A 13,413-nucleotide genomic window follows, 5' to 3' on the forward strand; every position below is an offset into this window, starting at 1 on the left:
GCGTGGCCGGTGCCGGCTACTCCCGGCTGCCGCGGGTGGAGGCGAAGCGGCTGCGGTAGTGGGACGGAGTCGTGCCCAACTGGCGGGCGAAGGCACGGCGGAGGGTCTCGTCGGTGCCCAGGCCGCTGTGGAGCGCGGCCGCGGTGACACTGTGGCCCTCCAGGAGCAGTTGCTGGGCGCGGTCCAGCCGGACCCGCTCGACCCAGCGGGCGGGCGTGGTGCCCAGTTCGGCCCGGAACAGCCGGGCGAGATGGCGCGGGCTCACGGCGGCCGACGCGGCCAGGGCGGGCAGGCTGTGATCGGCGGCCGGGTCGGCGACCACGGACGCGATCACGGTGCGCAGGAGGCCGCTGCGGGCCGGCGGGGTGCTGATGGCCGTGGAGAACTGGGACTGACCGCCGGGGCGTTGCATGAAGACGACCAGTTCGCGGGCGATGTCGCGGGCCACGTCGGCGCCGTGGTCGTCCTCCACCAGGGCGAGGGTGAGGTCGATGCCCGCGCTGATGCCCGCCGAGGTGACGTACCGTCCGTCGCGGACGTGGATGGCGTCCGGCTCGACCCGCACCCGCGGGAAACGGCGGGCGAACGCGGCCGCGTGCCGCCAGTGGGTCGTGGCGCGGCGGCCGTCGAGCAGGCCCAGCTCGCCCAGCACGAACGCGCCGGTGCACACCGAGGCGACCCGGCGGGCCCGCTCGGTGAGGTCACGGGCCGTGGCCAGCAGCCCGCCCTCGATCGGCCGGTCGGCCAGCCGGTCGCCGCCCGCGACCAGGACCGTGTCGACGGGGCCCGCGTCCGCCGCCCGGACCGTGCCGGTGAGCGCGGGCCCGGCGGAGGTGGTGACCGTCCCGCCCTCCGGCGAGACCAGCACCAGCTCGTAGCCGTCGGTGTGCCGGCCCGCCTGGTGCAGAACCTCCGAGGGGCCGCTGACGTCGAGCATGGTCACGCCCTCGAAGACCACAAGGCCCACTCGATGTGTCATGTCCGAATCCGTGGTTTTCCTGGCAGCAGAGACATGGCCCAGCCTACGTCCCCCGGAGAATCCTTGAGGCACATCACCTATCCGGTATGGAGGCCGAGGACGATGAGTGAAGAGATCGCGGGCGTACGCATCCCGGACACCGCCCTGGTGCGGGAGGCCACCGAGATGGTGCGCGACGTGGCCACCCCACTGGTGTTCGACCATTCCCGGCGGGTCTTCCTGTGGGGTTCGCTGCGCGGCCGGGCGCTGGACCTGGCCTTCGACCCCGAGCTGCTGTACGTGGGGGCGATGTTCCACGACCTCGGGCTGACCAAGAGCCTGCGCCGCACCGACCAGCGCTTCGAGATCGACGGCGCGGACGAGGCCCGCCGCTTCCTGCACGCCCACGGCATCACCGGCGAGCCCGCCGACCGGGTCTGGACGAGCATCGCCCTGCACACCACCCCGGAGATCCCGCTGCACATGGCATCCGAGATCGCCCTGGTCACCCGCGGGGTCGAGCTCGATGTCCTCGGCATCGGCTATCACGAGGTCAGCGACGAGCAGCGGGCGGCGGTCGTCGCCGCACACCCGCGCCCGGACTTCAAGAACCAGATCCTGGCCGCCTTCACCGAGGGCATCAAGGACCGCCCCGACACCACCTTCGGCAACGTCAAGGCCGACGTACTGGCCCACTACGTCCCCGGCTTCCGGCGCGGCGACTTCGTCGAGGTCATCAAGGGCTCAGCCTGGCCCGAGTGACCGGAGAGCCGACGGCCGGTGAGCAGTCGGCCCGGCCGGCCGGGTCGCGGGAAGGGAACATGGACGGTGCCTCGGCAAGCTCTGCTCGTCACGGACGTCCAGCAGGCCGTCACCGACCGGTTCGCCGCGGACGGCTACCTGCCGCGTCTGGCCCGGGCAAGCGGCATCCCGGTGATCTACGCGGTCGTCGGCTTCCGCCCCGGGCACCCGGAGATCAGCACCCGCGACAAGACGTTCGCCGCGGTCGCGAGCCGCGCGGCCGGTCCGGCGGGCGACGGCCCGGCGACACGGGTGCACCCCGACGTGGCGCCCGCACCCGGCGAGACCGTCGTGACCAAGCGACGTGTGAGCGCCTTCGCCGGCAGCGACCTCGACCTGGTGCTGCGGGCCGGCAGACCGAGGTCACGACCGTGGACGCCTGGGCGGCCGCGCTCCGACGCCCTCAGCGGGCGGCCGGATGAGGCAGGTCGTGGGCTTCCAGGCTGATCAGCTCCTCCGAGGTCGGGTCGGACAGCTCGGCCACCCGCTGGGCCTGGCGCTCGGTCATCTCCTGGAAGATCTGGCGGGCCGAGCGCCCGTTGCCGAAGCCCTCGCCCCGGGGCATGGCCTCGAAGAGGGCGAGGAGTTCGGTGCGGGCCGTCGCCGTCAGCTCGTAGCGGTGCTGCCCGGCCTGGAACTCCACGATCGAGACCAGTTCGGCGGACTCGTAGTCCTCGAAGAGGAGGGTGCGGCCGAAACGCGAGGCGAGGCCGGGGTTGGACCCGATGAAGCGGTGCATGTCACCGGGGTAGCCCGCGGCGATGACCACGACGTCGTCGCGGTGGTCCTCCATCAGCTTCACCAGGGTCGCCACGGCCTCGGTGCCGAAGTCGTTGCCCGCCAGCGCCGGCGCCAGTGAGTAGGCCTCGTCGATGAAGAGCACACCGCCGAGCGCCCGGTTGAAGGCGGCGGTGGTCTTCGGCCCGGTGTGGCCGACGTACTCGCCGACCAGCGCCGTACGGTCGACCTCGATCAGATGGCCCCGGCGCAGCAGCCCGAGGGCCTTCAGGAGACGGCCGTAGAGACGGGCCACGGTGGTCTTGCCGGTACCGGGGTTGCCCGCGAACACCAGGTGGCGGCTGAGCGGCGGGGCCGGCAGCCCGGCCTCCTCGCGGCGGCGGACCGTCTGCATGAGCTTGACCAGCGAGCCGACGTCCTCCTTGACGCGGTCAAGGCCGACCAGTTCGTGGAGTTCGCCGAGCAGGTCCTCCAGGTTCTCCTCCTCCGGCTCCTCGGCGCCGTCGGCGGCGGTCTTCGCGGCTCTGGGCGAGGGCAGGGCACCGGGCGTGCCGTTCGCCGGGGCCGCGGCGGGCGTGCCGAAGGTCAGCGGGGCGCCGTCGGCCGTGCAGTCCTCCAGGACCGGCTTGGCGCCCTCGTCGGTGCCCAGCGCCTCCGCGCAGTCACGGACCCGGCAGTGCCGGAACACCGGGTCGGCCCCCGCGGCGACGTGCAGGGCCGGGAAGCCGGCCCGGGTGACGTCGAGCCCGGTGAACGTGCCGCCCGCGCCCTCCGCCAGGAACACCCCGTTCTTGCCCGGCCGGTCGATGCGCAGCCCGCTCATCTCCGGCCTGGCGCCGGTCCACACGACGGCACCGGAGCCCGCGCAGTTCTCGACCCAGCCCCCGTTCACCGTCGCCTCGGCGCCCTCGTCGACCACCAGCCCTGCCGCCCCGGCACCGCTGATCCGGATCCCGGCGAGCGAGGCGGCGGCGCCCTTGGCGACCTGGACGCCGATCTCCTTCGTGCCGGTCACCGTGGAGTCGGCGACCGTACTGCCGGTGGGCGAGCCGATGCCGATCCCGGCGCCGGACCCGGCGACCCGGCAGCCGGTGAGCGTGGCCATCGCCCGCTCCAGGACGCTCACCCCGGTCATCGCGACATCGACGATCCCGCAGTCCGTCAGCTCGATCCGGGCCTCGCCGGTGGCGTGCACACCGTGCTCGGAACCACCGCGCACCCGGCAGTCGGCGAGCCGCCCCACGGCCGTACCGGCCAGATGCACCGCGCTGAAGGCGCTGCGGTCGATCCGGCAGTCCGCCAGGTCGGCCTCGCCCGCCCCCGTCACCAGCAGCCCGTTGGCGCCCGCGTCGGCCACCGAGCAGCCGGACGCGCTGAGCCGTGCGGTCTCCTGCACCACCAGCCCGCTGGCGGCCGCACCGCGGATCTTGCAGTCGGTCAGTTCGGCCCGCGCCGACCCGGTCAGGTGCACCCCGGCCGCGCCGGGCGTCTCGATGCGGGACTCCCCGGCGGTGGCCTCGGTGGCGTCCTCCAGGAGCAGCCCCGCCCGGCCGCTGCCGGCCAGCACCGAGTCGGTCAGCCGTAGCCGGGACCGGCCCCGCAGCCGCACCCCCGACCCCGTGGTGCGTTCCAGGCGCAGCCGCAGGGCGTCCAGGCTCGCCGTGCCGGACAGCACCACGCCGGTGCCGTCGACGCCGGTGACCGCGGTGTCCTCCACCCGGGCACGGACACCCCCGGCCAGGTGCAGACCGGCCAGCCGGGCGCCCTCCAGCCGGCAGCGGCGCAGCACGAGTGCCGTCGTACCGCCTTCCTCGTCCTCCGGGCCCTTCGCCTGCACCCGGCCGCCCTCCACCGAGCACTCCTCCAGGACGAGACCGGCCCCGGGCGACACGCTCACCGCGGGCAGGCCCGCGTCGGAGCCCCACACGGTGATGTTGTGCAGCGCGCAGTCCGGGCCGTCCACGGTCACCGCGGGCCGCTCACCGGGCGGCGGCGCGATCACGACGCTGCCCCGGCCGTGCTCCGCCGTGAGCACGACCGCGCGGTCCAGGACCAGGTTCTCGGTCCAGGTGCCCGGGGCGATCACCACCAGGTCGCCGGGCGAGGCGGCGCGTATCGCCTCGCCGATGGTCCGGTACGCGCCCCGGCCGCCCTGACCCTTGGGCGCCACGGTGTGACGGGTGGTCATCTACGTTCCTCAAGTCTCGGTGATCGTCGCCGGCCCGATCATGGTGCCTGGTAATAGGTGGGATTGATGCTCGCACGATAGGCACTGGTCAGGTACAGCGACTGGATCGACTTCTCGAAGATCTTGAAGGGTAGCTGGATCCAGAAGTCGGCGAATCCCTGGCGGTGGAAGAGCCGGCTGCCCGCGCTCATCACGAACACGTTCTTGACCAGTCCGGTGGTGGCGGCCGTGGTGACGGACGCGGCCGCGTTGATCCCGCCCTCCCAGACCGCGTCCCCGCCGTGCAGCTTCACCGTCTGGCCGTCGGCGTCGGTCACGCCCCACACGGCCGCGTTCATGCTGCCGTTGACCCAGCCGGACAGCGCGCTGCTGAGCACACCGAACGAGAAGTCGTAGGTACCGCCGCGCCAGCGGGTCGGCGTCTCGTTGCCCGCCCACTCGTTGGCCCAGGTCTTGTCGTGGTTCATCGGACGCCGGGTCCACGGCTTGCCGCCGTCGATGTTGGCGACGCCGGCCTTGAGCGAGCCGAGTTTCTCGAACCCGAGGGCCCGGTTCTCGTGCACCGCGGTGCTCAGACCGGTCTTGACGGTCGCGCCGACGGCCGCGTTCGCGAACGACTTGAGCGCGTCCTTGCCCGTGAACGGCTTGTTCTGGACGGCGGCCACGATCCCGTTGACGGCGAGGTTCGCGCCGAACTCCAGGATGAACTCCTGACCGAACTCCAGCGCCGCCTTCTTGGCCACGCTCTGCCAGTACGGCTCGTACCGCGCCTCGCGCAGCACCGCGTCGCCGTCCGGCAGGACGGTCCCCGACCACGGCATGCGCTGCGCCTCACGGGTGGTACGGCCCCAGCCGCGGATCTCGGTGAGCGCGCCCCGGAAGTCGTACTCGTTGCCGGTCAGCCGCATCCGGCCGAAGCTGTCCCGCTCGAACACCAGCCCGTTGTCGGTGCGCTGGGCGATCAGCTCGCCACGGTCGCTGTAGCGGTTCCACTGGCCGCGCCAGGCGTCGGTCTCCAGGAAGCCGTTGCCCTCCGCCTTCCGCTCGCGGACCACACCGCCGTGGTCGTACTCCTTCCACACCGACCCCGGCGTGCCGGCGCCGGTGTCGTAGGTGCGTACCCGCACCGGACCGCCGTTGTGCACCGGGGTCTCGCGCAGGACGGTGGGCGCGGCGCCCTGCCCGGCGCCGGGCAGCGAGTCGCGGAAGTGGCGGGAGCCCGGCGCCCACTGGTCGTGCCAGGCGCCGCCGTGCCACCAGCGCCGGGCCTGGTCGGCCAGGGCCGGGTTCAGGGCCGTGCCGTCGCGCCGGAAGGCGTTGGCGCTCCACAGGCCGTTGCCGTCGCGCCAGGCGTCCACGTAATTGCCCGAGTCGAGCATCCGGCGTTCGCGGACCAGCTGCCCGTTCGCGCCGAAGTCCCGGTAGGAGTCGTCCCAGGGCAGCCGGGAGCCGGTGGAGCCGCGGAAGAACTCCCGCTCTCCGGTGGCGACCTGGGCACCGTGCGCGTCCAGCTCACGCCAGGTCCAGCGGCCGGAGTCGGCGCGGCCGGAACCCTGGATCACATGACCCGGCTGGTTCGGCTTGGCGTGGCTCTGGCCGACCAGGTTGCCGTGCGGGTCCCGCTCGACCCAGAGCCGGTCCTCCGGCAGGCCGGTGTACTCCCGCACCACCCCGCCGGGCAGCCCCTCACGGGCGATCCGGGTGGTGCCGCCGGCGTCCCGGTAGACGTCCTGCCAGAGCCTGCCCCCGGGGTCGTCCGTGAGCGGCTCGCGGTAACCCCGGACGTCGCCGGCCTGCCAGGGCTGGTCGGTGGGGTTCGCCGGGGCGTGGCCGGGACGTCCGGCGTGGTCGCCGACCTTCAGGGACGTGCCGTCGTGCAGTTTGCCGCTGAAGCGGGCGAAACTCCCGTCGGCGGCCAGGTCCAGGGCGCTGCCGTCCATGCCGACATAGCGCACCCCGGAGGCGGCGACCGTGCCGTCGTTCGCCTCCCTGCTCCAGGTGAACAGCTGGTAGGTGTCGTCACCGCGGACATGCGCGTACGGCGGCCGGGTGTGCTCGGCGCCGGTCAGCCAGCGGGTGCGCACCCACGTCGGCGGGCGCTGCTCGCGCCAGCGGTCGGTGGTGAGGAAACCGTCGCCGAACGCCTCGTGCCTGCCGACCTCCTTGCCGTGCGGGGAGTGCCGCTCCCAGGTGGCGCGCAGCGTGCCGTCCGGGTTCATGGCGTGTTCCTGGTACTGGCCGGCCCGCTCGGGCCACTCGGCCATGCCCCACTGCCGCTGCGCGATGTCACCGCCCGCGGTGCGGTCTGTCCAGCCCGCGCCGAGGTGCTCACGGGTCCGCGGGCCGGAGGCGATCTCCTTGCCCGCCCCGTCGTAACGGTGCCAGGTCCAGCCGCCGTCGCCGTCGTCGACGCCCAGGGTGCGCCCGGCCCGTCCGTCGAACTTCTGCAGCCCGTCCCGGTGCTCGCGCACCGTGCGGCCCCAGCCGTCGGTGTCGCGCCAGCCGGTGCCCGCCGTGTCGTAGTGCCGGCTGCCGGTACCGGCCGGGGTGCCGGTCCCGTCCCAGCGCACCCAGTGGGTACGGGGGTTGGTGCGGGCGAAGGAGATGGTGTCGGTACGGCGGAAGGAGTCGACCACGTCGCCGGAGGCGCCGGGCAGCACCTGGCGTTCGAAGACCGGCACCTGCTTCTTGGTCGAGCTCTGCAGCGTGATGTGGCCGTGTGCGGCTCCGGACAGGTCGGCGCTGCCGTGGTGGAAGGACCCGGGCGCCACGGGCGCACCGGACCTGGTGGTCCGCTCCCAGGTGCCCGTGGTGTGGTCGACGACGTACCGGTAGTCCGTGCGCCGCCCGTTGTCCAGCACGTTGAAGCCCTGCCGGGCCACACCGCCGTCGGCGGCCAGGTGCACGAACTCGCCGTGCCGCGGGCTGGTCCGGTCGTTGAACCCGATCCGCGTGGTGCCGTCGGGCCGCCGGACCGCGTCCCAGTGCGCGAGCCTGCCGCCCGCCCCGTCCTCCAGCCAGGCCGCCCCGGGGTGGCCGGCGGCCGGCGGTTCCACGACGAGGAGGCGCCCGCCGTGGCCCGCGGGCAGCGGGGTGCCCTCCGCGGTTACGGCACCGTGGCCGTCGTACCGGGTGAACGAGCCGTCGGCCAGGGTCGTCTGGTGGCCGCCACCGGGCAGCGGGACGGTCTCCCGGACGAACCGGCCGGTGGTCTGGTCGAAGACCTGCCGGCCGCCGCCGGGCAGGGCGATCTCGATCCGGCCGGCCGGATCGAAGGTGACCGCGCGCGCCGGGTCCGGCGCGAAGGCGTCGTCCAGCCGGCGCGGGGCGGCGCCGAGCGGCCGGTCCAGATGCCCGGCCGGCACGCCGTCGCGTCCGGTCAGCCGCAGTCCGTCGCCCGTGAAGTCGCCGCCCGCGCCGAAGGTGCGGTGCCCGGTGGCGTGGACGGTTCGGAAACCGCCGTTGTCCGGGAGCGCGGTGACGGTGTCGGGCAGTCGGTTGCCGTCGGCGTCGGTCAGACGGTGACCGCCGGCCCCGTCGGGCTCGACGAACCGGGCGCCGCGCGGCCTGCCGGCCGGGTCGGCCAGCGCGGTCGAGGTGCTCACCGGGCGGCCCTGGGTGTTGTACAGCACGGACTCGCCGGTCAGGTCGTCGATGGTGCGCGGCCGGTTGCCGCCGACCGCGACCGCCCGCTGGGGCAGCGGCTGCCCCGCCGCGTCGGTGAGCCGGTGACGGCCCGCGCCGTCCGGTACGAGGATCCGGCCGCCGCGCGCGTTCGCCGTCGGGTCGAACAGGGCGAGGCCGGTGTCCTGGTAGCGGCCGTCGGCCGTGAACCTGCTGGTCGCGCCGGTCGTCTCGTCGGTCACCCGGAAGCCGGTGCCGCCGGGCAGCGCGGTGACCGTCTGGGGCTGCCGGGCACCGGAGGGGTCGGTGAGCGTGAAGCGGCCCGCGCCGTCGTCGGCCAGGAACCGCTGCCCGCGCGTGCCCCGCGGGTCGGTCAGCGCGATACCGGTCTCCTGGAGCCGGCCCTGGCCGTCGTGGCGCACGGACACCCCGGTCGTCCCGTCGGTGACCCTGATGCCGTTCCCGTCACCGAGGTGCTGCACCCGCAGGTCCAGACGGTTACCCGCGAGATTGGTGACGTGGACGTCGGCACCGGTGACCCACACCCGGTCCGTCCCGGTGGGGACACCGTTGCCGCCGGTGAGCTGGAAGCCTTCGTCGAGCTGGTGGCCCAGGGCGTCCACGCGCCGGGTGGCGCCGGTGTCGAGATGGGTGATCCGTGCCTCGTCGCCGGGCAGCGGGAACGCGGTCAGCCGGTCCCCGCCGGGGCCGTTCACGGTCAGGGTCCGGCGTGCGCCGTGACCGTTGATGTCCGTGTGCAGACGCAGCCCCGTCGGCCGGCCGCCGGCGTCGTGCAGCGGCATCTCGTAGGCGATCCGGTCGCCGTTCGCGGTGTAGGTGTCGACGGTTCCCGACGGCGTGTGCCGGACGTCGAAGCCGCCGTCCTGCCGGGCGAGGACCGTGCGCGTCGGGTCCGGGTGCGCGTGCTGGTCCACCACCCGCAGTGTCACCGCGTTGTCCTGGCCCACGCTCCGCTCGATGGTCAGGCCGTTCGGCCCGCTCACGCCGGAGTTGTTCAGATCGATCCGGTCGACCACAGGCGGGGCGGTGTCGGGCAGCGTGTCGAGCTTGCCCGCGCCGAGCGTCGCGCCGCGGCGGACGGCTCCCCTCTCGATCTCGTGGATCCGGGCCTCGATCTCGGTCGGACGGACACCGAGCTCCTCGAGGTTCGTGTACGCGGTGCGGAACCGCTCCCGAGCGGAGATCAGCTCGTGGCCGAGCTGCCTGTCGTAGTCGCTGACGCCCCGTGACGTGCCGGCTCCGCCCGGCGCGGCGCGCAGGTCCTCGACCCGGTTCAGTTCGACCCGGGCGGACGACAGCTCGACCCAGGCCTCGCGCAACGGCCCCCCGTCGCCGCCGAGGAGTTCGTCGAACCGCGCGGAATCCTCCGCCCACGGCGCCTCCCCGGGCTGCCGGGCCGGTGCGGTGAGGGTGGTGTCCCCGGTGTCCCGGAGCGGCGGGGGGCCGTCCAGCAGGCTCAGCGCGTCGTTGTGCCGCCGGGCCTGCGCGGAGCTGTCCATCCCGTCGAGCGCCGTCTGCAGCCTGGTCCGCGTGTGCGGGGTCATGCCGCCGTCGGCGAGCGCGGTACGGATGCGGCCGGCCAGCCCGTCCCCGTCGCCGCCGAGCCTCCGGAGGTCGTCGAGCAGCCGGTAGGCGTGCGCTTCGGCGCGCACCTGGCCCAGCAGCCGTTCCACTCCGGGACGGCGGACCGAGACCGGGCGGTCCCGCAGGAATTGCCGCGCGGTGTCGGCCAGGTTGTCCAGGGCCTCGGCGCGCTGGGCGAGCCGGTCCTCGGGGACGTGATGGAAGGCGTCGAGAGCACGGTCGACGTACCGGATCTGCGAGCGGGCGCGGATGCCGTGCTCCCGGTACGTGTCGCGCCGGAAGGCGGCCCGGTCGAGGATGTCGGGCGTGGCCGGGTGAGCGGTGCCGGGCGCCGCCGTCACGGTGGTGTCGCCGGTCCGGCGGGGCGTCCCCAGCAGGTCGTCCAGCACGGGAGCACCGGGCCGAGTGCCGTCCCGCGGGGGCAGCGGGACGAAGTCGCCGTCGCCACCGTGGAGCGGCGCCGCCGGGGGACGGACGTCGTCGAGGTGCGCCGCGGCCGCGTCGGTGTCGGCCGGGTGGGGCGGAGTGGTGTCGGTGTCCGCCATGTGGTGCGGGGAGGCGTCGTGGTCCGTGGCGTGCGAGACGGTGGCGTCGCCCTCCTTGATCACCGGCAGGACCGGCTCGGAGTCGCCGCGGAGCGGTGCGGGGGAGTTGGTGTCGAGGTCGTGGGGTGCCGGGGAGTTGGTGTCGAGGTCGTGGGGCGCTGGGGAGTTGGTGTCGAGGTCGTGGGGCGCTGGGGAGTTGGTGTCGAGGCCGTGGGGTGCCGGGGAGTTGGTGTCGAGGCCGTGCGGTGCCGGCGTGCTGGTGTCCGGGGAGTGGGGCGGCAGGCCGTCGCCGGTGAGCGCGGCAGCCTCGGTGTGCGGGCCCGACCGGGTGTGCGGGAGCTGGGGTTGGGTGTGGGACGGGGACGGGGACGTGTGGACGTCGGTCGCGACCGACAGGGACGGTGCCGTCGTCCCGGTGTCGGCGCTCTGCGGCAGGAACCGCCGGCGACCGTCGTCCGTGAAGTGGAGGCCCTTCGCGTCGCCGTAGACCAGTTTCTCCTTCGCCAGCTGCCTGAACGCCTTGCCGAAGGCGGTCCTGCCCAGGTCGACGGCGGCCGTGGTCTCCGCGCCGGCGCTGGAGTCCACCAAAACCCGGAACCCGTCCGAGTTGGCGAGTGCCCGGACCATCTTCCGCATGTGGTCGGTGATCCCCGGAACGGCATTGAGCGCGTCCTCGGCCGGCTGCGGAAGCGTGCTCAGGTTCGGGCCGTTCACCACGGCGGCCGAAGAGGACGTCCCCGCGGTGGGGGTCTTGCCCGGCCTGGTTTGCGCCTTCACCGTGTCCGTGCCGGGCTGGCCCTTCAGCGCGCCGATACGTCCGTTGATGTCGTCGAGGAGCTTGGTCCGCTCGTCGAGCAGCCCCTTCGCCATGTCCTTGCGGGCGCCCTGGGCGATGTCGTGGAACTCCTGCGTCAGCTTGACCGCCTGTTCGGCCAGGGGCTGCGCCTTGTTGAGGTTGTAGCGCTGCGCCTTCCTGTTGCCGCTGCCGACGGCGTTGTCGGCCTGGCGCAGCTTGTCGGACGCCTCGTCGAACGCCTTGCCCGCGGCCCGGGCGGCGGGGTCCACCGTGCCGTCGGCGAGGTAGCGTCCGTCGCCCTCCATGTCGTGGACCATGAGTGGCTTCGGCCACCGGGATTCGACCTGGCTGGAGAACGGGTTGATCGGCAGCCCGGAGCCGAACTTGGCCTCGGGCCGGTACAGCTTGGAGACGACGGCACCCATCTTCTCCACGTCGACCGGACCCTGGACGAGCTTGAGGACGTCGTCCTTGAAGCCGCCCCCGATCTCGTGCACTTCGCGCACCACGGACAGGGCGAGCGCTTCCTGGACGTGTGCGCCGTGGAAGACCTCCTGGTCGAAGGAGACCGTGCGGGACTTGCCGCCGCCCGGGTACTCGTACGTCCAGCGGGCCCGCTTGCCCATCTCCTCGAAGCCGTCGTCGTACTTGGCGCTGCGGACGGTGTCGTCGCCGAACTTCAGGTCACGCATCGTCTCGCGGTCCAGCGGGTGCAGCTGGTCGTGGAGCGAGACCCAGCCGCCCTTCTCCTCCAGGACCTTGGCGTCGAAGACGAGGGTGGTCGGCCCGTACCGGGTCGCCATCGGCTTGTCGCCGGCCTCCATGCGGAAGAACACGAAGTCGTCGTTGCCGAGGTTGGAGGTGTTCTTCGCCGAACTCTTGCCGGACGCGAGGAACCTGACGCCCCGTCGGGCCAGGTCGCCCTGCGAGGACATCACCCCGCTGTTGGCGATGGCGTGGTAGGCCGGGGTCGCGTGCTTGATGCGATAGGGCAGGTTCTCCAGGCTGGTCAGCAGCTTCTGGAACTCGGCGCGCTCCGTCTGCGGCAGGCTGTCCAGCAGCTCGCGGACGTCTTCGCGCAGCTGCGTGATGTTCCGTTCGGACAGGTTCCGCACGAAATGCGTCTTCTGTGCGGGGGAGAGTTTCTCGAAGTCCTCGAAATTGGGGAAGATCTTCGCCCACTGCTCCTGCGAGCCGGGCAGTTCGGCCTTCCACTGATTTCCGGTGGGCACCTCGGCGTACGCCTTGTTGCTGCGGAAGTGGCGGACGACGTCCGGCATGTCGCGCTGCAGGCGGGAGATCGAGAACTCGGTGCCGTGGAAGCCCCTGAGGGTGATGGAGCCGCCGGGCTTCGCCGTCCTGACGGCGTCGTCGACCCTCCGGGCGAGCTCGTGGGCCACGGTGGAGACGGGGGCGTGCTCGCTGCGGAGGGTGTAGACACCGCCCAGCTCGGCGGCGTCCTTGACGAAACCCTTGAGGGAGGCGTCGAGGGTGTCGGCCGCCTGGTCGAGGGTCCGGGCGAGGCTCTGGAGTTCCAGCGGGGTCTTCTTGCCCGACTGGACCAGGTTCTCCAGCCGCTGGGTGAGCCCGCGCAGTGCGAGCGACTGCTCCTCGATCTCCTTGCCGGTCCTGATGAAATGGTCCGCGGCGGCCTCGGGTGCCTGCCGGGCCTGGACGTCCAGACGCAGGGCGTGTTCCCGGAACCGCAGGGCCCGCTGGATCTCACCGGCACCGGCGAACTGGTCGACCAGCAGGTTGAGGTCGAGCTGGGTGAGCCGGCCGTCGGCCAGCGCCTGTGTCATCTCCTCGTCCAGACGGACCGTGACCTGGGCGGCCTCTTCGTTCGCCTTGGCCAGGGCCGCCTCCATGGCCGGGCGCTGGTGGCCGCCGGCGTTGGCGAGACTGCTCTCGGCCTGCTGCACGCCGCGCTGGGCCTCGGTGTGCTCGCCGAGGGTCTTGGCCAGCTGTTGCGGAGGCGTCAGCGGGACGGCCGTCTCGGTCTCGGTGTGGAGGGCCGGGCCGGAGTGCGCGGGCGGCGGTGTCGCGCCGTCGGCGGGCAGAGACGTGCCGCCGAGCAGCCGGGGCCGTTCCTTGAGGCTGAGCCGGCGCAGGTCGGTGAGGTCGGCCTCCATCCGTGCCGGGTCGATGCCGAGTTCGG

Annotated in this window: 5 protein-coding genes; 2 read left to right on the forward strand and 3 right to left on the reverse strand. The window is 73.3% G+C overall.

Features of this window, described 5'->3' with window-relative positions:
* Positions 1 to 16: 16 nt before the first annotated feature.
* On the reverse strand, positions 17 to 979 hold the full coding sequence (locus ACFXI4_RS36725) for a GlxA family transcriptional regulator (RefSeq protein ID WP_384999581.1): 963 nt from the start codon (positions 977 to 979) through the stop codon (positions 17 to 19).
* 102 nt (positions 980 to 1,081) lie between these two features.
* Between ACFXI4_RS36725 and ACFXI4_RS36730 the strand changes: the two genes are divergently transcribed.
* Together ACFXI4_RS36730 and ACFXI4_RS36735 are read left to right on the forward strand one after the other, a co-directional pair.
* Positions 1,082 to 1,720: an HD domain-containing protein gene (locus tag ACFXI4_RS36730; protein WP_384999584.1), complete on the forward strand. Its 639-nt coding sequence runs from the start codon at positions 1,082 to 1,084 to the stop codon at positions 1,718 to 1,720.
* A gap of 66 nt (positions 1,721 to 1,786) precedes the next feature.
* Positions 1,787 to 2,206, forward strand: a complete 420-nt coding sequence (locus tag ACFXI4_RS36735) for a cysteine hydrolase family protein (RefSeq protein ID WP_384999587.1) — start codon at positions 1,787 to 1,789, stop codon at positions 2,204 to 2,206.
* On the opposite strand, the gene ACFXI4_RS36740 is transcribed toward ACFXI4_RS36735, so the two are convergent.
* Positions 2,163 to 4,685 carry a right-handed parallel beta-helix repeat-containing protein gene (locus ACFXI4_RS36740; protein ID WP_384999590.1) on the reverse strand — a complete coding sequence of 841 codons (2,523 nt, stop codon included), beginning with the start codon at positions 4,683 to 4,685 and terminating at the stop codon, positions 2,163 to 2,165. The genes ACFXI4_RS36735 and ACFXI4_RS36740 overlap by 44 nt on opposite strands.
* Positions 4,686 to 4,723: 38 nt before the next feature.
* Positions 4,724 to 13,387 (reverse strand): hypothetical protein, encoded by an 8,664-nt coding sequence (locus tag ACFXI4_RS36745; protein WP_384999593.1) that lies wholly within the window; start codon positions 13,385 to 13,387, stop codon positions 4,724 to 4,726.
* Positions 13,388 to 13,413 lie beyond the last annotated feature (26 nt).

The sequence above is a fragment of the Streptomyces sp. NPDC059224 genome, assembly GCF_042754285.1.
GTDB lineage: Bacteria > Actinomycetota > Actinomycetes > Streptomycetales > Streptomycetaceae > Streptomyces.